Raw genomic sequence first — 25,971 nt, forward strand, 5'->3', positions numbered from 1 at the left:
GATACTGGATGGATTCATATCGCTCTTTCTGATTGCTGCATAAGGCATCAACCAGCAGATTGGCATCCTCCCCTTCCAGAGAGAAATCATATTCTTCCAATCCAGCTTTTTTGATTGCCGCTTTCAACGCCAGTTTACCGCCAACCTTAAATAATCCAAGCAGCCGCTGACGCATTCCTTCTGGAATCGGATTTTCTTTTCCCGCAATCATTTTTAATTGGTCGATAATCGATGAAATAACCGTCAATAAAGGATCATCGGAAAAGTCCTGCTGCCAGGCATCGATATAGACGGTGGGATAGTGCGCTTTCAGCTCCATATACCAGCGCTTGATAAACCAGGTTTTCCCCGCCCCCCATTCGGCATTGAGGTTAAGCACATAGTTGCGCTGCTTGCCTTCGGCGGCGAGGTAGTTGGTCAGAAACTCGGCATAGCGGGCACGATCCAACCGATCGGCACTCAAACTCTCTTCGCTACCCGCAATGGCCCCCGGCCCGTCCCACTGAATTGTTGAATCCCATTTAAACGGTGCCACTGCCATCTCGAACCTCCCCATGTTACGTTGCAGGGATGATATCAGGGGCACCGTGAAAATAGTTTGATTAAAGACCTGTTTGTTGCCCTTTCTGCCGCTCAGGTTGGCGTATTTGACTGCCGGTTAATTTCTCTCTGCTGGCCCACGAAGCCGGGCCGATATGGGTGGGACAGTTATCTGAACAGCCACGGACTCAGTTGATTTCCTTTGACCACACCAACGATGACAATCGTGTGACATCGCGCAGATCCTGCGGAAATAAACGCGAAATATGGCCTGTTCAGTGCTTAATTTAAACAGTTGGTACATATATTCGCGCGGTATACAACGACTCCATTAACCAAGGATGGTTAACCCCATGAAGGATGAACCCTTCTCCATTCGATTGCAGCATGAGCTGGATCACCTCAAAGCCATCTTTAACGAGACTGACGCCTACCTTTTTACCAAAGATTTGGCGGGCCGTTACACCTATGCCAATCAGGCGGTGCTGGATCTCTTTGGCTGTACCCTCGCCGAGTTGCAGGGGCAGGATGATCGTGCCTTTTTTGATCTCGAGTTCTCTGATGCCGTTAAGCGCAATGATCAACTGGTGCTGGAGCAGCAGCTCGCCCTCGCGCAGGAGGAGATCAACTACCTCAAAACCACCGGAGAAAAGCGCTTCTACTGGACAGTCAAAAAGCCCATGTATGACCGGGATGGCAACCTGATCGGCCTGTGCGGCATCTCAACCGATATCACCGAACACAAGATGATCGAGGCCCGTCTGGCCGAGCAGCACCAGTTGCTGGAGATCATCCTCGCCAATGTCGATGCCCATATCTATATGAAAGACAGCCAGCACCGCTTTCTTTACGTCAATCAAAAGGTCTCCGAGCTACTTGGCATCCCTGCCGAACAGATCATCAACCGGCGCGATGACGAGGTGATCCCGGCCGCTAGCGCCTGCCAGCTGTGGCGGCTGGACAACCGGGTATTCGAAACGGGAGAACTGCAAGCCGGAGAAGAGACGCTGACCGATATCGAGGGCAATCAGCACTACTACTGGTCGGTCAAGGTGCCCTTTCTGCTGGGGGATGGCACCCCGACCCTGATCGGTATCTCCTCCGATATCACCGAACTGCACCAGCTCAAGGAGCAGTTGCACCAGCAGTCGGTGCGCGATGGCCTCACCGGCCTCTACAACCGCCGTTTCTTTTTCGAGATGTGTGAGAAGAACCTCAGTCTGGACATGCGCCACCACCTCACCTCGGTGCTGATGGTGCTGGATGTGGATCAGTTCAAGTGCATCAACGATCGCTTCGGCCATCCCCTGGGGGACAGGGCGCTGGTTCATCTGGGCAGGGTGATGCAATCGGTGCTGCGCAGCGAAGATGTGCTGGCTCGTATCGGCGGCGACGAGTTCGCCATTTTACTGCCCAACACCACCCTCTCGGCCGCCGCATCACTGGCCGAACGGCTGCGCCTGCAGGTGATGCAAAACCCGCTCTCCCTGCCCGATGGGGATGAGCTGATCATCACCATCAGTGCCGGACTGGTGGAGAATGGCGAGGGGGAGCTGATGGAGAGCCTCTACGCCCGCGCCGATCAGATGCTCTATCAGGCCAAACAGACCGGCCGCAACTGCGTCGCGTGCAAGGCGCGATAGCTGGCTGGCCAGTCAGGCATTCCCATCTCCTTTTTTGCACTTATCCCAACCGCTTATCCACCCTATTGCAAGCTGCTTTCACTCACGCGCATGGGCGTCTATCCCAACTGCTTGCGCAGCACAAACTTTTGCACCTTGCCGGTGGAGGTCTTGGGCAGCGGGGTGAAAATGATGCGCTTGGGCGCCTTGAAGTGAGCCATCTGCTCCCGGCAAAAAGCGATAAGCTCCGCCTGGGTGGTCTCTCGCCCCTCTTTCAATTTCACGAAGGCGCAGGGCACCTCCCCCCACTTCTCATCGGGCATGGCGATCACTGCCGCTTCGTCCACATCGGGATGGCGATAGAGCACATCTTCCACCTCCAGACTGGAGATGTTCTCCCCGCCGGAGATGATGATGTCCTTGGATCTGTCCTTGATCTCCACATAACCATCCGGGTGCCACACCGCCAAATCCCCACTGCGGAACCACCCCTCCGCCATAGCCTCGGCGCTGGCCGCAGGATTTTTCAGATAACCCTTCATCACCACGTTGCCCCGCAGCACTATCTCCCCCATGGACTTGCCATCTTTGGCTACCGGCTCGCCGGTGACCGGGTGGACCACCCGCATCTCCCCCTGCAGGGGTGATGCGACACCCTGCCGTGCCTTTAGGCGCGACAGCGTGGTGGCATCCTGCCCCTGCCAGCTTCTTTGCGGTTCGCACAACACGCAGGGGCCATAGGTTTCGGTCAGGCCATAGACGTGGGTCACGTTTATCCCCATCGCCTCCATGCCAGCGATCACGGTGGCGGGGGGCGCAGCCCCGGCGGTCATAACCTTGATGGGGTGATCCAGCCCCTGCTTGAGCGCAGGATCGGCATTGTTGAGCATATTGAGCACGATGGGCGCTGCGCAGAAGTGGCTCACCTTGTGCTCGTGCAACGCCTCATAAATGGCGGCCGCCTGCACATGACGCAGACAGACGCTCACCCCTGCGGTGGCTGCCAGCGTCCAGGGGAAGCACCAGCCGTTGCAGTGAAACATCGGCAATGTCCAGAGATAGACGGGATGTTTGGGTAGCTCCCAGGAGAGCACATTGTTGATGGCGTTGAGGTGGGCACCGCGATGGTGATAGACCACCCCCTTGGGATTGCCGGTAGTGCCCGAGGTGTAGTTAAGGGAGATGGCCTGCCACTCATCCTCTGGCTGCCAGCCGGGTTCATCGCCACTCCCTTGCGCAAGGAACTGTTCATAATCGAGATCACTGATAAGCGCTCCCTCCCGGTAGAGGGGATCGTCAATTGCGATGACCAGCGGTTGGCTCTCCAGCAGATCCAATGCCTTGCGCACCACAGGGCCAAACTCCCTGTCCACCAGCACCACCTTGCTCTGGGCATGCTGGAAGATAAAGGCCATCGACTCAGCATCAAGCCGGGTATTGATGGTATTGAGCACGGCGCCGTTCATCGGCACCCCGAAGTGGGCTTCAAACATCGCCGGGATATTGGGCGCGACGATGGAGACGGTATCCCCCTCCCCGATACCGCGAAGCCGCAGGGCCGAGGCAAACTGGCGACAACGGCGGGCGGTCTCGCCCCAGCTCTGGCGCAGCGGACCGTGGATCAGCGCCGGATTGTCGGGGTAGACCCGCTCCGCCCGTCCCAGAAAGCTGATGGGGGTCAGCGCCTCGTAATTGGCGGGATTTTTTTCCAGATCGCGCTGATAGATGTTCTGCTCTGTCATCGGACTCCTTCCTCACAGGTGGCACAAAACGGGCTGTTCCGGGATCATTCCGGGCTCAACAAGCGACATGGGCATCCTGCCCGTCGCAGGTCTCTTATGGGGATGACAGCCTAACAGTGAGCCTGTGGCGGCAGGTATTAGCAAAACGTCTTAGAGAGGGCGTCAACGAGGCGGCGAAGAACGAGACAGTGCAGAGAAGCCTCTCACCATGAGTGAAAGGCTCTCTTGATTTGGGATAGAGCTCAGTGGCGGATCCGCCCCTGTTGGCGGAAGCAGTAGAGTTTGAGACTGATGTCGGCCAGCTCAGCAGGCAACTCTTCACCCTGCTCGGAAAGTGGCTGATAGAGAGAGGCGAGCAGGCGCTCCGCTTGCTGCACCGTGATGATGTTGGCCTGAATGGCCGGGGTGATCCACCCGGGTAACATTGACATATCTCCCCCTCATTGCTCCGGTTCGGAGGTGGTCTCCTGTCTGGCGCGACCCCTTGGTGCCTAACGCCCCACTCTCCTTACCCCAATCCAAGCAAAAGGCTTGCCGTATTCTCTTATCGGCACAAAGACGATCTGGCTGCAGTGGTTTATCAATGAGTTGGCGGCAGCATCCTGGGGATTACGCACTGCACTTGACCTCGCGGGCGGAAGCAGTTTGCCACTAGCCAGATAACCGTCATTTTTTCATTGCAAAATGCGACTCATAATGGGCTGTTCACCCCCTCATTTCCTTCTCATTATCCCCAAAATGGTCATTTTTACGGCGCTGTCGCCAAAGTCAGACACTTTTTTGTAGTGGCTGTTTTTTGACCTTGTCACCAGCTGTCGCACCCTCATCCCTCTCGCCTTGTCCGCAGCAGCGGCTATGACAAGATGGCGCCAGATTGGAACAGCTCGAATGGACATTGCAGGAGAACAACAAAATGAACAGATCCATGATGGCAGGTATCGGTATTGGCGTCGCTTCCGCACTGGCTCTGTCGGCGGCGGCCAGTGGCTCGCTCTTTACACCGACCCCCACCTTTGCCGAGGTGATTGCCAGCAAGCCGGTCACAGAGACCATCCAGACTCCGCGTCAGGAATGTCGCAACGTCACGCTCACCCACCGCAAACCGGTACAGGATGAGAACAAGCTCCTCGGCACCGTGGTTGGCGCCGCGCTGGGTGGTGTACTCGGCCACCAGTTTGGTGGTGGCAGCGGCAAGAAGGTTGCGACAGCCGCCGGAGCGGTTGCGGGTGGCTACGCCGGCAATCAGGTACAGGGCAATATGCAGGCGGGCGATACCTATACCACTACCGAGCAGCGCTGCAAGACGGTACAGGATAGCAGTAGCCGCACCATCGGCTATGACGTGACCTACCGACTCGCCGGCCAGGAGGGGGTGATCCGGATGAAACAGGCTCCCGGCCCCACCATTCCGGTCAAGGATGGCAAACTGGTGATCGAGCCGCAAAAAGGGTAATCAACCCGGTTAACGACTCAAAGAGAGAAGGCCCGCCTCTTGCGAGACGGGCCTTTGGTTTTATGACTTGTTACGCGGTTACGCGGCGTTCGTCACCGAAGGGGCAAACTGCTCTCAACCCTTGCAGCACCTCTTCACCGCCCGCACCACGTTCTGATAGCCGGTACAGCGGCAGAGGTTGCCCGACAGGCCGCGGCGGATCTCCGCATCGGTCAGCGGACGGCGCTCAGTCTTGTCGAGCAGGGCTGCACTCGCCATCACGAGACCCGGCGTGCAAAAACCGCACTGCACCGCCCCCTCCTCGATAAAGGCCTGCTGCACGTCGGAGAGCTCATTGCCTTTGCGCTCCCCCTCCACGGTGCGAATGGATTTGCCATCGGCCCAGACCGCCAGATAGAGGCAGCTGTCGATGGCAGTGCCATCCACCCGCACGGTACAGGCACCGCACTCACCGACACTGCACCCCTCTTTCACGCTGATAAGCCCCTGCCCGCGCAGGAAGTGGAGCAGCGACATGGTGGGCGGCACAGCATAGGAGTAAGGCTTGCCGTTGATCTCGCACTGGATCTCTACGGAGGGACAGCTTTGCGGTTGCATCATAGGATCTTGCCTCCGGCACGTTCTACTGCGCAGGCGACCACCCGCTGCGCCAGGGTTTTGATAAGGTGCAGGCGAAACTCTTTCTCCGCCCGCCAGGAGGATCGCGGCGCCACATCGGCCACCACCGCCTCGGCAATCGCGGCTAGTGTGGCGCGAGTTAGCGGTTGCCCTTCGGCCGCCGCTTCGGCGTGCGGGGTGCGCACCGGGGTCGGGGCCGCCACCCCATAGGCCAGCCGCAGACTTTTGAAGTGGCCATCCTCAATCTGGCAGTAGGCGGCGCAACCGATGGTGGCGATGTCCATGGCGTCGCGCATGGCGTATTTGAAGTAATGGGAGCCCACATGGGGGTGCGAGTCCGGGGCAAAGTGAAACGCCACCAGGATTTCCGCCGGTTGCAGTGCCACCTTGCCGGGGCCGGTGTGAAATCCGGCAATGGGAATGCGGCGTGTGCCGTCTGGCCCCGCAATTTCGAGCTCGGCTTCCAGCGCTACCGTGGGCGCTGCCGAGTCGGCACTGGTGGCACCGTTGCAGATGTTGCCGCCATAGGTGGCGACGTTGCGGATCTGCGGACCGGCTATGGTGGCAGCCGCTTCGGCCAGCATCGGCAGGCGGCGCTGCACCAGTTCGTTTTCGATGAGCTCGGTAAAGGTGGTGCCGGAGCCGATACGGATCGATCCGTCGGCCAGCTCGCTCACCCCTTTGAGCTCGGGCAAGTCGTGAATATCGACGATATGGCGATAGGCGGCGTTGAGGTGATGGAGCTGGATCATCACATCGGTGCCACCGGCCAACAGACGCGCCTCGGGGTCGGCCTGGCGCAGGGCAACCGCCTCGGCCACACTGTGGGCCTTGTAGTAACGGGCAATATCAAACATGGCGTTGCTCCTCCCCTGCTCCCTCGCCAATCAGACCCGCCACGACAAACTCCCGAAACAGGGTCTTGGGGGTGATGGGCAGCTCGTTGATGGCGACCCCGGTCGCCATGCGAATGGCGTTACGGATCGCCGGGCCCGGCGAGATGATGGGCGGTTCCCCCAGGGATTTGTGACCATAGACCGACTGGGGCTCGTAGGTCTGCACGAAGTCGCATTCGAGCTCGGGCAAATCCAGCATGGTGGGGAACTTGTAGTCGAGCAGGTTGGGGTTGCGCACCACGCCGGTCTTGGCGTCGATGATCATCTCCTCGAACAGGGACCAGCCGATCCCCATCCCCATGCCGCCGTGCACCTGCCCCTCCGCCAGCTGCGGGTTGAGGATCTTGCCCGCATCGTGCAGGTTGAGGATGCGGTTGATGGTCACCTTGCAGAGATCGATGTCGACACTGAGATCGACGAAGGTGCAGCCAAAGCTCGGCGGGTTGGTGGTGGTCTTGTGGGAGACCTCGGAGGTGATCTGGCCGCCGATGGTGAGGTGGTAATAGGCGTTGACCGACACCTCGGCGACGCTGATGAGCACCTTGTCCGGCGCACCGGCCAGCACCACATAACCATCGATCAGGGTCAGGGATCCCACATCCTGATGGCAGAGCTGGGCCGCCAGCGACAAAATACGGGCCCGCAACTGCAGCGCCGCCTGATGGATAGCGGGGGCCGCCACATAGCTCTGGCGCGAGGCGAACGAGCCCGGGTCGTAGGCGGTGATGTCGGTATCCTGGGTCGAGATGACCCGGATCTGCTCAAACGGAATGCCTAAGGTCTGGGCCGCCATCTGGGCAAAGACGGTGTCCGACCCCTGCCCTATCTCGGTGGCGCCGATCTGCAGATTGACGGTGCCATCCTGATTGAGCAGCATGCGGGCACCGGCGATCTCGACCCCCACCGGATAGGTGTTGGAACCGTAACTGAAACAGGCCACCCCGATGCCGCGCCGCACCCGGCTCGCCGGATCCTGCGCCAGACATTCTGCCTTGAGCCGCTCCCACTCGAACTGCTCGCCACCCCGACGCAGACACTCGGGCAAGCCGGCGCTGTAGATGGTTTTCTGGTTGACCTGATTGACGTCCCCCTCGCGGGCCACGTTGGCGATACGCACCGCAAGCGGATCCAGACCCAGCTCGGCGCAGGCATCGTCCAGCATGCATTCGAGGGCAAACACCACCTGCGGCGCGCCGTAGCCGCGCATGGCACCGGCGGTGGGCAGGTTGCTGTAGAAGGTTTTGGCGTCGTAGCCAAAGGCGCTGCGCGGATAGAGGTAGCTTATCTTGTTGGCGCCGGCACTGGCGATGGAGTGGCCGTGGGAAGCATAGCCGCCGGTGTTGGAGAGCACGTCCAGCTGATAGCCCTTGAGGGTGCCATCCCGGCTGATGCCGAGGGTACCGTCGATGGCAAAGCCGTGGCGGGTGCGAGAAGCGAAGAAGCACTCCTCCCGGCTCAAGGTCACCTTGACCGGCACGCCGCCGAGCTTATAACTCAGAAACGCCGCCATCGGCTCTTCCAGCACATCCTGCTTGTTGCCAAAACCGCCGCCCATGTAGGGCTTGATCACCCGCACGCTCGACCAGGGCAGGCCGAGGGATTTGGCCACCCGGCTGCGCACAATCTGGGGGATCTGGGTGCTGGTGACGACGATGATGTGGTCCGGCTGATCCATGTAGGCGTAGCAGGTCACCGTCTCCAGGTGGCAGTGCTGCACCACCGGCGTCTGATAGTGCCCCTTGAACTGCAAGTCGGCGGCGGCGATGGCCTGTTCCGGCTCTCCCGCCCGGATCTGGTTCTGGCGCAGCAGGTTGCCGGTCGGGTGGATGGGGCAGGCCCCCTCGGCCAGGGCGCTGGCCGCATCCGTCATCACCGGCAGCGGCTCGTAGGTCACCTTGACCAGGGCGGCAGCCTTCTCGGCCACCAGCGGATCGCGCGCCACCACGATGGCGACCCCATCGCCGAAGTGGCGCACATGGTCGGTGAGCAAACGCCGGTCTTTCACGTCCCGTTTGGCCTCATCGAGGGACCAGGCGTGACCGGCGGTGCGAAAACAGGTGGTGGGCACATCCTCGTGGGTGAACACGGCTTCAACCCCGTGCAGGGCCAGCGCCTCGCTGGCGTCGATGGTGAGCACCTTGCCGTGGGCGATATGGCTTCGCACGTACTTGGCGTGGCGCATGCCGAGCATGATGTTGTCGTCGGTATAGCGGGCGCTGCCGGTCACCTTGGCCTCGGCATCCACCCGCTTGAGCGGTAATCCTATGGACATATGCAAGTCCTTTGTCAGGCAGAAAAAATCAGAACCGGTATAAAAAACAGCAAGATATGCGCCCGTTTCCGGCAAGGTGGGCCAACCGGGGGGCAAAGGCGGCGAGCAAAGGGAAGAAGTGTGAAGAAGATCCCATCCGGCGCCCATCAGGCTCTCCGTCATGGCCGTGGTCAACCCCGCAGCAGCAGCCCATGGAGGACTCGGCGGCGCCATTGCCGGGCGGCGTTATCAATCTGGTAGCCCCCGTTATCAAAATGGTATGAGTTCGGTTTGAAGGGCGGGGCCGGCCAAGAGAGGCTGGCCCCGCGATAAAGAAGGACGCGATGCGGACTAGATGGCCCAGCCGCCAGCGTAGAAGAGCACCAGCGCCAGGGCGATGATGACGGTGCCGACGTTGAGCTTGCGCCACTCCTTCGAGCAGATACGGCCGATCACCAGGGCGCTGAAGCCCAGCATGATGCCGGTGACGATGTTGCAGGTGAGCACGATGAAGACGGCGCACAGCAGGCCGGACATGGCCCCGACGAAGTCATCGAAGTCGAGCCGGGCGACGTTGCTCAACATCAGGAGACCCACATACATCAGCGCCGGTGCGGTGGCATAGGCCGGCACCAGATAGGAGAGCGGCGAGAGGAACAACATCAACAGGAACAAGACCCCTACCACGGTGGCGGTAAGGCCGGTCTTGCCGCCTGCCGCTGTGCCCGCCGCCGATTCGATGTAGACGGCGGCCGGCGCGGCCCCCACCAGACCGGAGAAGATGCTGCTGATGGAGTCGGCGCTGAGCGCCTTGCCACTGTTGATGATGTGACCATCCTTGTCCAGCAGGTTGGCCTGCCCCGCCACGGCGCGAATGGTGCCGGTAGCATCAAACACCGCCGTCATCACCAGCGCCAGCACGCTTGGCAGCACCAGCGGCGAGAGCGCCCCCATGATGTCCAGGCTGAAGATGAGGGACTTGCCCTGCTCGTCGGCGAGGCTCGGCATGGCGAACAGCCCCTGGTACTTGACCGCCGGATCGAAGATGAGGCCGAAAATGGAGATGGCGATGATCACCAGCAGGATCCCGCCCGGCACCTTGAGCTTCTCCAGCCCAACGATGACCGCCAGCCCGATGAGGGACATGATGACCGGCATGGAGGTAAAGGCCCCCAGCGCCACCGGCAGCCCCTCCAGCGGGTTCTTGATCACCAGCCCCACCCCGTTGGCGGCGATCAGCAGCAGGAAGAGCCCGATGCCGATGCCGGTGCCGTGGGCGATCCCCATCGGCAGGTTGTCGAGGATCCAGCTGCGCACCCCGGTCACCGAGATGGCGGTAAACAGCACCCCCATCAAAAAGACGGCGCCGAGCGCCACCGGGATGGGGATCTGCTGCCCCAGCACCAGGCTGAAGGCGGTAAAGGCGGTGAGCGAGATGGCGCAGCCGATGGCCATCGGCAGCTTGGCCCAGAGCCCCATCAGCAGCGAACCAAAGCCCGCCACCAGACAGGTGGCCACAAACACGGCGCCGGGGGGAAAGCCCGCCTTGCCGAGCATGCTGGGCACCACGATCACCGAATAGACCATGGCGAGAAAGGTGGTGAGCCCCGCCAGCACCTCCTGGCGAACGTTGCTGCCCCGCTCGCTGATCATGAAATAGCGATCGAGAGCCGTGAGCGGTTGCTGTTGTGATGCGGTCTTGCCGGTGTCTTGACTGGCCAGCCCTTCCACGCTGTTTGTCCTGCTGTTTGCTTGGGTCATACCCAACTCCTTCACAAGCGCCTGAATGTTTCATCACGAAATGGCGACAGGATCTGTGGATCTGCCATTGCACACGGGAGGTGCAACTCAGAGACCAGGGCTGGCAGCACCAATCAAACGTTTGCCTTGCTGATCAAAAAACCGGGCCATTTCAGGTTGGTCATCAGGGGGTCGCCCTGATGTATCGCGGCGCTGGCGCCCCGGGCGGGCACGCCAGCTTCCGTATTCGTGGCAGAGCGGCGATCTTGCTGCCCTGCCCGGTTTATTCTCCCTAACCCCGTTCGTGGACCAGCTGACCATCTACATAGGTACGGTAGATGGCTCTGTCATCACCCAACGTCAGCAGCACAAAGAGCTTGTCGCGCAAGGTGGTGGAGTTGTCGTAACGCAGCTGCTGCAGCGGGGTGGCGACCGGATCGAGCACTACGAAGTCAGCCTCCTTGCCCACCGCAAAGCTGCCGATCTTCTCATCCAGCCCCAGCGAATGGGCGCCGCCCAGGGTGGCCAGATAGAAGGCTTGATAGGCCGAGAGGCGCTCGCCCTGCAACTGCATCACCTTGTAGGCCTCGTTGAGGGTTTGCAGCATGTTGAAGGTGGTACCGGCGCCAATGTCGGTGCCCATCCCCACTTTCACCTGCTTGCGCCACGCCTTGTGCAGCTTGAAGAGGCCGCTGCCGAGATAAAGATTGGAGGTGGGACAAAACGCGATGGTGGAATTGGTCTCTTTCAGACAATCCCACTCCTGCTCTTCCAGATGGACGCAGTGGGCAAAGACGCAGTTGTGGCCGGTCAGCCCATGCTGGTGATAGACGTCGAGATAACCCTTGTGTGCCGGGAAGAGGGATTTTACCCAGGCGATCTCGTCCTTATTCTCGCACAGATGGGTGTGCAGATAGGTGGTGGGAAACTCTTCGCGCAGCCGCCTCGCCATCGCCAGCTGCTCAGGTGTCGAGGTGGGTGCAAACCTTGGTGTGATGGCATATAGAAGTCGACCGTTACCATGCCAGCGCTCGATAAGCTGCTTGCTCTGCACATAGCTGCTTTCGGCGGTATCGAGCAGATAGTCGGGCGCATTGCGATCCATCATCACCTTGCCGGCGATCATCCGCATATTGATGCGACTTGCTGCCTCGAACAGGGCATCAACCGACTCGGGGTGAACGGTGCCAAACACCAGCGCCGTAGTAGTACCGTTGCGCAGCAGTTGCTTGATAAAGAAGGTGGACATCTCGCGGGCATACTCGAGATCGTTGTAGCGTCGCTCGGCCGGGAAGGTGTGGCGGTTGAGCCACTCCAGCAGCTGCTCGCCATAGGCCCCCACCATTTCACTTTGGGGATAGTGAATGTGGGTGTCGACAAAGCCCGGCACTATCATCTTGCCGCGGTAATCCCGCACCCGCACTTCGGCCGGAATGCGATCCTTCCCCTCCTCCCACTGACCGAACCAGTCGATGCAACCGTTGCGAATGATCAGCAGGCCATCCTCGATAAGGCGGGCGTTGGACTCAATCTCCTCGGGCTGATCTACCACCCGGTTAATATCGAAGAAGCTGCCGCGTACCGCTTTGACAGAGTTGTCGTTTTTCATAACCGTTTCCCTGTTTTTCTTGTTCTGTTGACGTTTTTTGCCGGTTTAACCGTCAGATCCGTTCCACTTGTGGCGCCACCGCTTGCCCGGGCACTGGCTCTGGTGACCCCTCACCCTTGCTGGCCGACGGCTGGCCCGCATTGCGGGCGGTAAAGATCACATCCGGCTTGTCGCTCAGCTGGATCACCTCCACCGCCTCGGCATCCCTGACGGCCGCCTTGCGTTTGCGGCTTTGCGGCAAAACCAGATTCATGATGATGGCGGTGATGCCACCGGCACAGATGGGGTTCTCCACCAGCATGTAGATACCCGCCGGCAGCACCTTGAAGACGTTCGGGTCATAGGAGACACCAAGCCCAAGGCCCAGGGAGGTGGCGACGATCAGGGTCTCCCGCCGATCGAAGCCGTGGCTGATGATGATGCGACCACCGGCGATGGCGATCATGGAGAACATGATGACCATGGCGCCCCCCATCACAGGCGACGGTATGGTGGTAAAGAAGCGCCCCACCACCGGGAAGAGCCCCAGCAGCACCAGAATGACGGCAATGAACTTGCCCACATGGCGTGAGGCCACCCCGGTCATCTGGATCACCCCGTTGTTCTGGGCAAAGGTGGTGAGCGGCAAAGAACCGAGGGCCGAGGCGATCACCGAGACCAACCCATCAGCCAGCACGCCGCCGGAGAGCCGCTTTTGAAACTCGGGGCCCTGAATATCCCGGTTGGAGACCATGGCGGTGGCGGTGATGTCCCCCACCGCCTCCAGCACGCTCAACAGATAGATGGTGCCTGCCAGCATAAAGGCGTGAAAATCGAAGGAAAAACCGTATTTGAACGGGATCGGTACCGTAATAAGCGGCAGGTTCTCAAGGGCGGAGAAATCCACCATGCCAAGCATCAGGGCCACCCCATAACCCACCATCAGGCCGATGGCAATGCCGCTCATCCGCAGCAGCGGGCTTCGACTGCAGTTGAAGGCGACGATGACGCAGAGCACCAAAAGCCCCAGCCCGATGTGCTCGTATTTGCCAAAGGTGCCGCTGCTCATGGCGGAGAAGCCGCCGCCAAAGTCGATGATCCCTACCTTGATAAGGCTCAGACCAATCATCAGCACCACTACCCCGCTCACGGTCGGGGTGATCACCCGCTTGAGGTAGGGCAGCACAAAGGAGGAGCCCATCACCAGAAAGGCACCGACAAATGAGACCCCGAGCAGGGTCGAGACGATCAGCTCCTCATGGATGCCATCTTTTTTCATGGCGCCGCCGAGTGCGATCATCACGGTGACGAAGGAGAAGTTGACCGACTGGATGGAGAGCAGCCCCGAACCGATGGGGCCATAACGGTTCACCTGCAACCAGGTGCCGATACCGGAGGCGATCATCGCCATGGAGACCAGATAGGCGGTAATCTCGGTGGATAGACCCAGGGCGCCGCCGACGATCAGCGCCGGGGTCACCATGGGGACAAAAATCGCCAGCAGATGGGTCACTGCGCCCATCAGGGTTTGATAAAACGGGGGTTTGTCTTCCAGCTCGTAAATAAGATCCGAGTGCTTGCGTGTTGTTTTAGACATCGTGTTTGTCCCATCACACAGAATGTAGGCGGAGTACTCATTCCGCCGTCAGGCGCTGGGGACGAGCTTGCGCCCGCCCCTCACCTTTTCTTTTGTTATGCCGACACGTGTTGCTCCAGCTTGCCCAGCTCGCGCAGGATCTGCTCCGGCGTGAAGTGCCACTTGCGCAACCAGACACCACAGGCGTCGTGGATGGCGGTAGCGATGGCAGGCGCCGCGCCGTTGACCCCGATCTCCGAGATGGACTTGGCGCCGTAAGGGCCGACCTTGTCGTCACTCGGTACCAGGAAGGCCCGGAAGTCGCGCGGAATGTCGCCAATCTTGGGCGCGCCATAGCTCTTCAGATCCCGGGTGAGCGGGATGCCCTTACCGTCGTAGCAGATCTCCTCGGTCAATGAGTGGCCGATGGCCCGCATGGTCGCCCCGTAGATCTGGCCGAGCGCCAGTTCCGGGTTGATGGGGGTGCCGCAGTCGAGCAGGGCGTAGAACTTGTCGAGCCGGATCTCGCCGGTTCTGACGTTGACCGCCACCTCGGCGAAGTTGGCCCCATACGGGAAGGCAAGCTCAGAGGTGATGTAGCTGGCGGTGCCCACGAGGATACCGAAGCCGGTACCGGTCTCGGCCTTGTGGGCCAGCTTGGCGAGGGTCACCTCCCCCAGCTTGCCGCGCACCACGCCCGGGAACGCCAGCTCAACATCTGTTACCGGCTCGCCCAGCATGGCGGCACCATGGAACAGGATCTTCTCCTTGAGGTTCTCGGCCGCCTTCTTGGCCGCGTTGCCGGAGAAGCAGGTACCTGACGAAGCGTAAGCCCCCTTGTCGAACAGAGCGTGGTCGGTGTCACCGGAGATGACGTGAACATCCCCGAGCGGGCAGTGCAGCACCTCGGCAGTCAGCTTGGCCACCACGGTATCAAGGCCGGTGCCGATATCGGCGCCACCGGAGTGGACGATAAAGGTGCCGTCCGATTCCAGCTTGACCATGCAGTTGGCCTGATCGATATCCGGGATCCCCGATTTTTGCATGATGATGGCGACGCCACGACCGATGCGCCAATCCCCGTCAGCGGGTTTGGGGCTATCCCAAGCAATCAGCTCGCGACCCTGTTTGAGGATGGGCTCGAGGGCGCAACTGGCGGCGTGGGGTACCGAGGTGGGCATCTTACCCTCGCCGATGGCGCCCAGCACCTTGAGGATGTCCCCTTCATGCACCCGGTTGTGCTCCACCATGTCGAGCTGATCGATGCCCAGTTTCTCGGCAAGTTCCGCAATGGCCATGGTCAGCGCGAAGTTGCCCTTGGGCGCGCCATAACCCTGATAGGCGCCGGTCGGACAGATGTTGCTGTAGTAGGTGTTGACGGTAAAGCGCACGTTGTCGCACGGATAGAGCGGCAAAGAGAGCGCCGGGCCGTTGCTCGGCACCGTCAATGAGTGGTTGCCGTAAGGGCCGGTGTTGGCGCGAAAATCCATCTCGATGGCGGTAATGGTGCCATCTTTCTTGGCCCCCACTTTCACCTTCACCTTGGCCACGTGGCGGGAGGTGTTGCTGATGAACTCCTCTTCACGGGTGTAGCGGAAGGTGACCGGACGACCGGTGACCTTGGTCGCCCAGGCGCACACCTCTTCCAGCAGGATATCCTGCTTGGAGCCAAAGCCGCCCCCTACCCGCTCCTTGATCACATGCACCTGGTGCTGCTTCATGCCGACGATGCGCGCCACCTGACGGCGCACGTGCCACGGCACCTGAGTGGATGCGTGAATAACCAGACGATCGCCATCCATGTAGGTGAAGCAGATGTGCGGCTCGGTCGGGCACTGCTGGGCCTGGGTCGATTCGTAGGTGCGCTCGACAATCTCGTCCGCCTCGGCAAAGCCTTTGGCCACGTCGCCGATCTGGCCATGGACGCTGGCGGCCAGGTTCTCGTGCGGGCGGGAACCGATGGGGAAGTTGATGATCATGTGCTCGTCACCGCGACGCACCGAGCAGGCGTTCTGCTGCTCGAGATCCGCCGGTGCACCGGCCATGTAGACGATGGGCTCGTCGTGCACCAGCGGTGCATTGGGGGCCATCGCCTCGTCAATGCTCATGACCGCCGGCAACACCTGATACTCGACCTCGATGAGTTTGAGCGCGACCAATGCGATGGCTTCGCTCTCGGCCACCACGGCGGCCACCCGGTCACCTACGTGACGCAGCTTGCGGCCAAACATGCGGCGATCGAGCGGTGACGGCTCGGGGGCGCTCTGGCCACCCGGGGTGTAGTAGATATCCGGGCAGTTGAGGTGGGTGATGACATGCACCACCCCCGGCATGGCTTCGGCGCGGCTCACATCAAGTTTGGTGATCACCGCATGGGGATGGGGGCTTCGCAGCATCTTGATGACCAGCGCATCCTCGGTGACCCGATCCTCCACGTAACAGGGCTTGGCCTGTACCATCTTGGCGGCGTCAACCTTGGGGCAGCTCTTGCCGATATGGCGCAGATCGTCACGGAACTCGGGGGCAATCTGGCACAGATAATCGGGATCCTTCATCCGTGAACTGGCAAGCTCGATGGCCTGATAGAACTGCTGGTAGCCGCCATCGCGGTGAAAGAGACCCGAGAGCGCGTCATCGATTTGATCACGGGTGGGTTCGGGATGGCGATCAAGCAGGTCGGTGACGATGAGCGCCGCAGCCGGATCGTTGTAGCCCGACTGCACCACGCCCACGTCCACCATGGCCTGCTGCACCAGACTGAGCTGGTTCCAGCTGCCCAGCGACTCGGCGGTGCGCACCTCTGAACCATCCAGCTGGGCGGCGATCAGCAGGGAGGCGTTGATCACCTTGCCGTTGAAGAGAATGGCGTCGGAGCCGGCAAAGCCAAAGCCATCGTCACTGTTGCGCACCGAGTGCATCCGGCACTGGTTGAACAGCACCCGCTGGGCATTCTCGCCAGCTGGGATGATAACGGTGCGCAGGGCACCGTTCAGTGTGAAGTTGAGTTCCATCATGCCTGTACCTCCTGCTGCTGGCACTCGACCAGCAGATCCGCCACCACTACCCCGCTGATATAGCGCTTGTAGGTCACGCTGCCGCCGAGATCCTTGCGCGGTGCAACCAGCTCGCTCACGGCCGCCTCCAGCGCGGCATCGTGCAGATCGCGGCGCTCCAGATCCCGCAGACGCATCGGCTGCGGCGTAACGCCAGCCACGGCCACCCGCATCTCGCCAATGCTGTCGAGGGCCACGGCGGCAGTCATCACCGCCAGGCCATCGGCGTTGCGGCTGATGCGGCGAGTCGCGCAGCGCAGTTCAGGCTCCGGCAGCACCACCCCCAACACCAGCTCCTTGCGCTGGCCCGCCAGATAGGTATCGATGGGTTCCAGCTGGTTGCTCTCCAGCACTACCACGGCTTCGAGGACCAGCAGTACCGGCAGCAGCGGGGAGTCCTGCTGCTGGCAGGCAATTTCGCCGCCAATGGTGGCCTGATTGCGCAGATGGCGGGAGTAGACAAACCCCAGCGCCTCGCACAGGGCGGCCGGGGTACGGGGGTCATCTTTGAGGGCTTGCAGGGTAACAGTGGCGCCGATGTGGAGTTGACCGTGCTGCTGCTCAATCTGGCCAAGTCCGAGCTTGTCCAGCGAGATGGCGACCTTCTTGTCGGTGCGGGTCGGGGCTGCGTTGAGCTTGCTGCCGCCCCCCATGTAGACGGCGTCGTTGCCAAAGCGGGCCTTGAGTTCCAAAGCCTGACCCAGTTGCTCGGGTCGGAAGAATTGCTCAATCATGTGTCGTCCTTACTCTTGCTGCCCGCCGCCGGGCAAATCCACAGGGCGGGCAATCCAATCCAAACGTGCGGAGGGGGGCCTTAGGCCAGCTGATCCATCCGTTGCCACAGGCGGCTCGCCACCTTGCTGGCCTGCTGATAAATGGGCTCGACGTCAAAGGCGAACTCGCGATCCTGATAGACCATGCGCCCCTCGACCATCACGCTGTTGACCGAGGATGAGCCCATACCGAAGGCGAGATGGCCGCCGAGGTTGCGCGGCGCCAGCGGGGTCGGTGCGTCGTAGTCGAAGAGTGTGAGGTCGGCCTTGTAACCCGGCTCCAGGCGGCCAAATTTGGCGCCGAAGTTGCGCTCCAGCAGGGTGTTGCCGTTCCAGAGGAACCGGGCAAAGCTGTCAGGCCAGAGCGCTCCGCCGGCATCCTTGTGCTTGAAGTAGGCGAACTTGAGCTCTTCGAGCATGTCGGAGCCGATACCATCGGTACCGAGCGCCAGATTGCGATACTCCGGCAGGTGCATGTTGTAGCCCACGTGGTTGTTCATGTTGGAGCGGGCGTTGTGCACCAGGAAGGCATCGCGGCTGTTGAGCAGTTCGATGTCAGCCGGGCTCAGGTAGATGCCGTGGGCGATCAGAGTCTTGCTGTCGATAAGGCCAAACTCGTCCAGCCGGGCGATGGGCTCCTTGCCATAGTGGTGGTGGCCGTGGGCCATGTCGTAGCGGTCTTCCGCCACATGGATATGCAGCCCGCGACCGGTGACCTGCACCGCTTCGCGCAGCATGGCCAGCCCTTCGTCAGGTACGGTGAAGGGGGCGTGGGCACCGATATGGGCTTCCACCAGATAGGGTTCGCTGCCCTTGGCCTTGGCGGCGTCAATGGCCTGCGCAAACAGGATGTTCTCCTCCACCCCGGCCTGCAGTTCGGCGAGGCCACCGTTGCGATCCGTGGTCTCGAAACAGGTCATGCCACGCAGGCCCGCCTCCATAAACCCTTTGCGCAATACATTCAGCGAGCCCTTGATGAAGTTGGGCGAGGCGTGGTGGTCGATCACCGCACTGCAGCCGCTCTTGATCGCTTCCAGCGAGCAGATGAGACCGCTGTAGTAGAGGGACTCTTCATCGAGCGCCCGATCGAGCCGCCACCAGAGGTTTTTCAGGGTGGAGATAAAGTCCGGGCAAGGGGCGATATTGGCCATGATCCCCCGCGACAGGCCGGAGTAGAAGTGGTTATGAGCACAGACGATGCCCGGCATCACCAGCTTGCCGCCCATCTCCCGATAGTTGGCCTCCGGGTAGAGGGCCCGCAGATTGGGCCCCACCGCTTTGATAAGGGTGCCTTCGATGGCGATATCCACCCCTTCCAGCACCCGGGTCGGCTCCAGCTGGACGGCGGTGACGTTTTTCAGAATAAACATGGTTTGCTCCTTCGCTTATTCGTGGTTCGCTCAGGCCTCGACGGCCCCCAGCAGGTAGTGGTGATGAGCATGGACATGGCTGATGATGCGGCACATGTCGCCGAGAGCCGCTGGCGCATCCTTGATCCGGCTCTGGGCGTCGATGGTCAGGCGATAGGTCTCGCCATCCTGACGCACCCGCAGCTCACCGCCATCCGCCAGATAGAAACCGGGGTTGCGGCTGTTGTCGAAGTCCTCGGGCAGGCTGAAGATGGTGACCTTGTCCTGATAGGGCTTGCCCTGCCACGGGCAGAACTGGGCGCAGTTGCCGCACTCGTTGCAGTAGGCATCCAGGTGCAATGTCTGGAACTGATCCTTGAAGCCCGGCACCGCGATGGCGACGTTGGCCCGGTTGGGGCAGACATCCACGCACTTGCTGCAGAGGTAGTTGCACTCGAGGCAGCGGTGCGCCTCTTGCGCCACGAAGGCATCGCGCTCGTTTTTGTCAACCATGGTGACGGCGATGCTCCCCTTGCGGCGATAGATCTCATCCTTGCCCGATGGCTGGATGGTCACTTCACTCTGCTGGCTGGCGATATGCTCGCGAGAGAGCACCAGATCCGCGGCGCGGCGGGCACCACCAATGGCGCCGACAATGGAGGACGGGCCGCTCTGCACGTCACCGATGAGGAAGACGTTGCGACGGCTGGTTTCGCCGGTCTGGCCATCCACCTCGGGCCAGCCATCGCTGCCAAGGGGAATGCCCATCGCTTTCAATACTTCGCAATCAGGCTGCTCGCCGATGGCGGTGATCAGGGCATCCATCTGCATCACTTCGGTCTGCTCGGTGGGCACCGGACGGCGGCGGCCCTGCTCGTCAGGATCCCCCAGCGCCATCATCCGCACGGTGAGCTTGCCATCTTTGTCAAAGCGCTCCGGATTGGTGAGGAAGCAAAAACGCACCCCATCCTCCACCGCTTCCAGATACTCCTCGCGATAGGCGGGCATCTCTTTTTCGCTGCGGCGGTAGATAACGGTCACATCGCTGACACCCGGCACCTTGAGGGCGGCGCGGGCACAGTCCATGGCGGTGTTGCCGGCACCGATCACCGCCACATGGCGGCCCAGCGGCAGCGGTTTGCCCTGATTGAAGCTGCGCAGGAAGTGGAAGGATTTGTAAATCCGCTCGTGTCCCCCCTCGAGGCGCATGCCGCCATTCTTGTCGGCGCCGATGCCGACGAAGACATAGCTAAAGCCCCGGGCATGCAGCTTGTCGACGGTGAGCGCCGGATCGCAGCCAAACTCGAACTTGACCCCGTGGGCGGCAACAAAGTCGATATCGTGCTGGATCAGTTCGGCCGGAATGCGGAACTCGGGGATGATGTGCTTGACCACGCCACCGGCATCCGCTTCGCGCTCGAACACGGTGACCGGGTGGCCGGCACGGGCCAGGAAGTAACCGGCGGAGAGACCGGCCGGGCCGGCGCCAATGACCGCGACCGGATGCTTGTCACCGCTGCCTGCCGGTTTGTGCCAGCGCGCCTTGTACCCTTCCCAGCCGCGCTCCAGCGCCACTTTTTTCAGTTCGCGGATATTGAGCGCGCTGTCGTAGTCGAGGCGGGTACAGTTGTACTGGCACTGGTGATCGCAGATGTGGCTGGTGATGGCAGGCAAGGCGTTGCGCTGATAAATCAGCTCAAGGGCTGCCACATACTCCCCCTCGCCCATCAGACGAATGTACTCGGGGATATCCTGATGCACGGCGCAGGCAGTGACACAGGGCGCCACGTAGCAGTCGGTCAGCGGAAGGCCACCCCCCACTTCGATGCGATCCTCGGACTTCCACTCCTTCTGGGTGTAATCCATGGTGAGCGCCTTGGCGGCAAGCGCTTCCAGCTTAGCCACATCCACCTGACTCATGCCCCAGCTGTCCGACGCATCTATCTCTTTGAGGCACTCAATCTGGCGCAGGTAGCCACCCGGTTTGAGCAGGTCGGTGGCCATGGTGATGGGACGAATACCGGTCTCGAAGATCTCGGCGATGTTGAACTTGCTGGCACCACCGGAGTAGGAGATAGGCAGCTTGCCATCGAAGGCGCGAGACAGCACGGCGGCCACGTTGATGGAGAGGGGGAACAGCGCCCGGCCGGACATATACATCTCATCCCCCGGCAGCGCCCCTTTGCGGTTGATGGTGCCAAGGGTATTGGTCAGCTTGACCCCGAAGGTGAGCCCCTTCTCGGCCCCCAGCGCCATCAAGCGGGTCAGCATCGCCTTGGCCTGATCCAGCTTGAGGTCGTGATCGAACGACTCTTCGCTCAGACCAATGTAATCAAAGCCGCAGGTATCGAGGATCTCGCGCACCCGCGGGTAGCCCAGCAGAGTCGGGTTCAGCTTGACGAAGGTGTTGAGCCTCTTCTCTTCCAGCATGTAGCGGCAGATGGCCTCAATCTCGTTGGGCGGGCAGCCATGCATGGTAGAGAGGGTAACGCCGTGCACCAGATTGGCCGGGATACGATCTACCAGCTGTTGCAGGCGATCGCGGCGCGCCCCCATTCCCAGCTCGGCGATAAACTGCTCGTCGGCCACGAGGTCACGTACCACCTGCTTGTACTCGGCAAATTTCGGATTGCTGCTGGCATCCATCAGGCTGTGGATGAACTGCTGCATCGGTGGCTGTTTGATGCCATCGAGGTTGTAACCCACGCTCATGTTGAAGATGAAGGACTTGGCCTCTCCGTCGAGGCGCGGGTCGAACACCTCCTCCAGCAGGTAGAGGGCAAACCAGGCCTTCAGATACTCGTCAAACGCCTTGGGCAGGGTGAACTCGGTAGACCACTCGGTGTTGAAGCACTCATCCTCGGCATCGATGCAGGGCTTTTCCAGTTCGAGACGGTCCAGGATCTGCACCGTCTTGAGCTCGATAAAGCGCCCGCCAGTCAGCCAGGAGGTGACGATGTTCTGGGCCAACTGGGTATGGGGGCCGGCTGCCGGGCCAATGGGGGTCTCACAGGTTTCACCGAACACCTTGATCTTGCGCTCGTCCTGCTTGCGATAAAATTGTGCGGCGGGAATACCGAAAATGCTCTGACTCTCTTTATATTCCGCAAAAATACGGGTCAGAAGGTTCTTGAAGGGAACGGGTCGCATAATATCGCCCATGGCTATCTCCTTGCAGCTGTTCTGCGCATTGGCAGCATGAATAAATGGGGTATCCCGCACGGGCATTACCCCTTGGCAAGGAGAGGAGCAACTATCAGGCCACTCCATCGGCAAAACTATTTTTTAGGGTAAAAGCGTGAGATGGCTCGAATTAATGAAGGCGGTTTGGCATGTCGCCATTATGATTAATGAGAGTGGTTCTCACTCACTTGAAATTTTATTCAAGGCAATGCCAGAGAAAAATGAAAAGTATCAAATCGGCAGCGATAAATATCACTTTGATAGGGTAAAAATCATCCAGCATTATCGCAAGCAAACCCCGGCCAATATGGCCGGGGCTGGCTTAAAAGTCACTGCCATATAAAAGGCAGTCGTCGCTATTTCGGTTTGTCCAAAGGCTGCGGGATGACTCGGCGTTACCGCCCCGCTGGCTGCCATTGTATGCAGAGGGAGGTGGGTCCCAACGATACGACTCAGCCCTGCTCGGTCGTAAACTCGTCGGCAGAACACAGCTCCAGCTCGCCGCGGATCAGCGCCTGATATCGCTCGGGGGTATCGATATCAAAGAGGATGGCAGGACTCTCGACCGGTATGCTTCGGTGTGGGCGTTGCAGCAACCAGCGGCGCACCGAACCCTGTGCCGGCGCATCAGCCAGCGCCCTTGCGAGGGATTTTGGCAGCAAGACCGGGTGGCCCGCCTCCCCCTCAAAGCTCGGGAACAGGGCGAGCTCTCCCCGCGCCTGCCACAACTGCTGATAGACCTCGCACGGGATACAGGGCAGATCCCCGTGGCTGATAAAGAGGTAGTCAGCATTGCTGGCCGCCAGAGCGCAGCGGATGGAACTGCCCAGCCCCAACTCATAGTCAGGGTTATGGACGATGAGAATGTCGGGGCGATTCCCATAACAGGCAGCGAGTTCGGCCCCGCGATGACCCACGACCAAAATAATCCGGGAGCAGAAGGCCAGGGCATTTTTGAGACTTGCATCAAGAATTGTCCCCGAGCCATAAGGTAGCATCATTTTCCATGCCCCCATGCGGGATGACAAACCTGCTGCGGTAATTATACAGTCACACTGTTCACGCCCCCGAGCCTGCACCTTTTCATTCACCTCGCTATTTATTTCGGTCATTGCCATGTTCTTGCCACACTCTGTTATTCACGCGTTTCCGGATATTGGTTCGCTTTTAAATCCACTGCTTGAAAATAGTGACAACCATACCACGCTAATTAGCCTTTGTGGTGCCGGCGGAAAAACCAGCACCCTGTTCTGGCTAGCGGAATATTTTTATAAGCAGGGTAAAAGGGTGCTAATTACCACCACCACCCGGATGTTTCTGCCAGCCCCGTCACACTATCGGGAATTGATTATCGAGACGGATCCCGTTCGTCAACTTACCCGCTGTCAGGCCCTGCCGGATGGCCCGACCCTGGTTGCCCTGTTCAGCCATCTCGACGAGCGCACCGGCAAGGTTGCAGGGCCGGATCTGCGCCAAATCGACCTGCTCAAAGGACAGCAGCGCTTCGATCTCATCCTGGTCGAAGCGGATGGCGCCCATCACAAGTTATTGAAAGTGCCCGCTTTGCACGAACCTTGCATTCCACACCAGAGTGACTGGGTGATCGCCCTGCTGGGCGGCGCCATGGTGGGAGCCAATGCCGAACCGGCGCAGATCCACCGCTGGGCTGAATTGCAGGCCCTGTGCGGGATTGCGGCGGGTGAGCCACTGGATTGGGCGCTGTTTGACAGGCTGCTCTCCCACCCCGAGGGGGTGTTCAAGGGCACCCCGCCCGGGGCGCGCCGGATCTGGTTTATCAATGGCGATTATCAAAATGAGGCGTCGTGGCTGGCGGAATTGATAAAGCTGCAGAGCCGCCACCCCGAGATCCACGCCATCTGGCAGGGGGCCGTGCGCGAATCCCCTCCCATCCGTCACCTGATCTGCACAGCTCCGCACGGGGAGGCGCTTTAGCCTCACCCCTGACGTTTTAAGGATGAAAAGAGGTACCTTATGAATCTGTTTGCACACGCAGCCCGACTGGAACAGGAGAACACGCCGTTTGCCATGGCCCAGATCATCGAGAGCCGGGGCTCCACCCCGCGCCATCAGGCCCAGATGCTGGTGATGGCCGATGGCCAGATCCTCGGTACCATCGGCGGCGGCATGATCGAGCGGCTGGTGATCGAGGAAGCGATGGCCGCCATTGCCGAACGCAAGCCCCGTATCTTCCACGGCCGGATGGCACGCAACGGTGAGCATGCGGTCGGGTCGGATTGCGGTGGTGCCATGTCGGTCTATATCGATGTCTATGGTCTGCGACCACGGCTGGTGCTCATTGGTGCCGGCCACGTCAACCGGGCTGTGGCCCATGCTGCGGCGCCGCTCGGCTTTGATGTCCATGTAGGGGATTGCTTCGTGGGGAGCCTCAACCCTGACCTCTTCCCCGCCGGTACCCATCTGGTGCAGGCCGATACCATCAGCGCGGTGATCGATAAACTGGCCATCGAGCCCGCCAACTTCGTCATCATCGCCACCAACCATCAGGACAAGGAGGCGCTGGATCGGCTCATCAGCCGTCCCCTCGCCTATCTGGGGCTGCTCGCCAGCAAGCGCAAGGTGCAGACCTTCACCCAGGCGCTGCGCCAGCAAGGGGTTAGCCAGGATCAACTGCAGCAGCTGCACGCCCCCATCGGTTACAACATAGGTGCCGAAACCCCCGAGGAGATCGCCATCAGTATCCTCGCCGAGCTGCTGCAGGTGAAAAACGGCAAAGCGGGTGGGCTGATGCAGGATGATGTGCGCCTCAAGCGGGATCAGCTGGTGGTGATGCGTGGCTCCGGCGATATCGCCACCGGGGTGGCGCTGCGCCTGCACAATGCCGGCTTCAAGGTGGTGATGCTGGATCTCGACAAGCCCACGGTGATCCGCCGCACTGTCGCCTTCGCCCAGGGGATGTTCGACGGTGAAACAAGCGTCGAAGGAGTACGAGCCAAGCGGGTCGAGTGCGTCGAGCAGGCGTTCGAGCAGCTGGATCGGGGCGTCATTCCGCTACTGGTTGACCCCGACTGTGCCACCCTCGCCGAGCTCAAGCCCCGCTATCTGGTGGATGCCATCCTCGCCAAGCAGAATCTCGGCACCCACAAGGAGATGGCCCCCATTACGGTGGCCCTTGGCCCGGGGTTTGAGGCGGGGCGCGACTGCGATGCGGTCATTGAGACCAACCGTGGCCACCATCTGGGGCGAGTCATCTATCAGGGCCCCGCCCAGCCCAATACCGGCATTCCCGGGGTGATCGAGGGACACTCCGCCCGCCGGGTGGTGCGCGCCCCTGTCGCCGGGGTGATGAAGAGCATTATCAAGCTCGGTGATCTGGTGCAGGAGGGAGATGTGATCGCCCATGTAGGTGACACCCCCATTATCGCGCCGCTCTCCGGCATGGTGCGAGGTCTGCTCAGCGATGGTATCGAGGTCACTGTCGGCTTCAAGATCGGTGACATCGACCCCAGAGGCGAGCGGGCCGACGCCACTACGGTATCCGACAAGGCCCGCGCCATCGGCGGCGCCGTGCTGGAGGCCATGATGCATCTGGCCCAGCGTAGATAAGG

The 25,971-nt window shown here is 60.7% G+C and carries 19 protein-coding genes; 5 read left to right on the forward strand and 14 right to left on the reverse strand.

Translation table 11 applies throughout. The features are described 5' to 3' along the window. Positions 1-541, reverse strand: a 541-nt coding sequence (locus LG31_RS0104095) for a P-loop NTPase fold protein (RefSeq protein WP_033113288.1), incomplete at its 3' end; no start/stop codon positions are given. A gap of 352 nt (positions 542-893) precedes the next feature. On the opposite strand from LG31_RS0104095, the gene LG31_RS0104100 reads away from it, so the two are divergent. Further along, positions 894-2,183 (forward strand): sensor domain-containing diguanylate cyclase, encoded by a 1,290-nt coding sequence (locus LG31_RS0104100; protein ID WP_033113234.1) that lies wholly within the window; start codon positions 894-896, stop codon positions 2,181-2,183. Between the two features lie 98 nt (positions 2,184-2,281). On the opposite strand, the gene LG31_RS0104105 is transcribed toward LG31_RS0104100, so the two are convergent. Beyond that, positions 2,282-3,904 (reverse strand): acyl-CoA synthetase, encoded by a 1,623-nt coding sequence (locus LG31_RS0104105; RefSeq protein ID WP_033113235.1) that lies wholly within the window; start codon positions 3,902-3,904, stop codon positions 2,282-2,284. Between the two features lie 242 nt (positions 3,905-4,146). Next, positions 4,147-4,335 (reverse strand): hypothetical protein, encoded by a 189-nt coding sequence (locus LG31_RS0104110; protein ID WP_033113236.1) that lies wholly within the window; start codon positions 4,333-4,335, stop codon positions 4,147-4,149. A gap of 482 nt (positions 4,336-4,817) precedes the next feature. Between LG31_RS0104110 and LG31_RS0104120 the strand changes: the two genes are divergently transcribed. Then, positions 4,818-5,357, forward strand: a complete 540-nt coding sequence (locus tag LG31_RS0104120) for a glycine zipper 2TM domain-containing protein (protein WP_033113238.1) — start codon at positions 4,818-4,820, stop codon at positions 5,355-5,357. 114 nt (positions 5,358-5,471) lie between these two features. Here LG31_RS0104120 and xdhC read toward each other — a convergent pair whose 3' ends face one another. The 10 genes from xdhC to ygfK form a co-directional block, all read right to left on the reverse strand. Continuing rightward, positions 5,472-5,957: a xanthine dehydrogenase iron sulfur-binding subunit XdhC gene (gene xdhC, locus LG31_RS0104125; protein ID WP_033113239.1), complete on the reverse strand. Its 486-nt coding sequence runs from the start codon at positions 5,955-5,957 to the stop codon at positions 5,472-5,474. Next, the gene (gene xdhB, locus LG31_RS0104130) at positions 5,954-6,832 is read right to left on the reverse strand and encodes a xanthine dehydrogenase FAD-binding subunit XdhB (RefSeq protein WP_033113240.1); all 879 of its coding nucleotides are present in this window, start codon (positions 6,830-6,832) and stop codon (positions 5,954-5,956) included. Before xdhB ends, xdhC begins: the two co-directional genes overlap by 4 nt. Further along, on the reverse strand, positions 6,825-9,143 hold the full coding sequence (gene xdhA / locus LG31_RS0104135; RefSeq protein WP_033113241.1) for a xanthine dehydrogenase molybdenum-binding subunit XdhA: 2,319 nt from the start codon (positions 9,141-9,143) through the stop codon (positions 6,825-6,827). The genes xdhB and xdhA overlap by 8 nt, the downstream gene beginning before the upstream one ends. Positions 9,144-9,473: 330 nt before the next feature. Further along, entirely contained in the window at positions 9,474-10,775 is a 1,302-nt protein-coding gene (locus LG31_RS0104140; RefSeq protein ID WP_238567474.1) for an NCS2 family permease, read from the reverse strand. 379 nt (positions 10,776-11,154) lie between these two features. Beyond that, entirely contained in the window at positions 11,155-12,471 is a 1,317-nt protein-coding gene (gene guaD, locus LG31_RS0104145; RefSeq protein WP_033113242.1) for a guanine deaminase, read from the reverse strand. A 52-nt stretch (positions 12,472-12,523) separates the two neighbouring features. Next, positions 12,524-14,047 carry a nucleobase:cation symporter-2 family protein gene (locus LG31_RS0104150; RefSeq protein ID WP_033113243.1) on the reverse strand — a complete coding sequence of 508 codons (1,524 nt, stop codon included), beginning with the start codon at positions 14,045-14,047 and terminating at the stop codon, positions 12,524-12,526. 95 nt (positions 14,048-14,142) lie between these two features. Further along, complete coding sequence (locus tag LG31_RS0104155) at positions 14,143-17,040, reverse strand: molybdopterin-dependent oxidoreductase Mo/Fe-S-binding subunit (protein WP_202962996.1); 2,898 nt, start codon at positions 17,038-17,040, stop codon at positions 14,143-14,145. Continuing rightward, on the reverse strand, positions 17,037-17,813 hold the full coding sequence (gene ygfM, locus LG31_RS0104160) for a molybdopterin-dependent oxidoreductase FAD-binding subunit (protein WP_033113244.1): 777 nt from the start codon (positions 17,811-17,813) through the stop codon (positions 17,037-17,039). Before ygfM ends, LG31_RS0104155 begins: the two co-directional genes overlap by 4 nt. A gap of 80 nt (positions 17,814-17,893) precedes the next feature. Then, positions 17,894-19,222 carry a putative aminohydrolase SsnA gene (ssnA, locus tag LG31_RS0104165; protein ID WP_033113245.1) on the reverse strand — a complete coding sequence of 443 codons (1,329 nt, stop codon included), beginning with the start codon at positions 19,220-19,222 and terminating at the stop codon, positions 17,894-17,896. Positions 19,223-19,252: 30 nt separating this feature from the next. Next, the gene (gene ygfK, locus LG31_RS0104170) at positions 19,253-22,363 is read right to left on the reverse strand and encodes a putative selenate reductase subunit YgfK (protein WP_033113246.1); all 3,111 of its coding nucleotides are present in this window, start codon (positions 22,361-22,363) and stop codon (positions 19,253-19,255) included. Between the two features lie 136 nt (positions 22,364-22,499). On the opposite strand from ygfK, the gene LG31_RS0104175 reads away from it, so the two are divergent. Beyond that, entirely contained in the window at positions 22,500-22,727 is a 228-nt protein-coding gene (locus LG31_RS0104175; RefSeq protein WP_152598294.1) for a hypothetical protein, read from the forward strand. 109 nt (positions 22,728-22,836) lie between these two features. Here LG31_RS0104175 and mocA read toward each other — a convergent pair whose 3' ends face one another. Next, on the reverse strand, positions 22,837-23,502 hold the full coding sequence (gene mocA, locus LG31_RS0104180; RefSeq protein WP_338010662.1) for a molybdenum cofactor cytidylyltransferase: 666 nt from the start codon (positions 23,500-23,502) through the stop codon (positions 22,837-22,839). Here mocA and yqeC point away from each other — a divergent pair. Then, on the forward strand, positions 23,501-24,337 hold the full coding sequence (gene yqeC, locus LG31_RS0104185; RefSeq protein ID WP_033113248.1) for a selenium cofactor biosynthesis protein YqeC: 837 nt from the start codon (positions 23,501-23,503) through the stop codon (positions 24,335-24,337). The genes mocA and yqeC overlap by 2 nt on opposite strands. A gap of 39 nt (positions 24,338-24,376) precedes the next feature. After that, on the forward strand, positions 24,377-25,969 hold the full coding sequence (gene yqeB / locus LG31_RS0104190; RefSeq protein WP_033113249.1) for a selenium-dependent molybdenum cofactor biosynthesis protein YqeB: 1,593 nt from the start codon (positions 24,377-24,379) through the stop codon (positions 25,967-25,969). Positions 25,970-25,971 lie beyond the last annotated feature (2 nt).

Origin of the sequence: Aeromonas lacus, from assembly GCF_000764665.1 — a bacterium.
GTDB lineage: Bacteria > Pseudomonadota > Gammaproteobacteria > Enterobacterales > Aeromonadaceae > Aeromonas > Aeromonas lacus.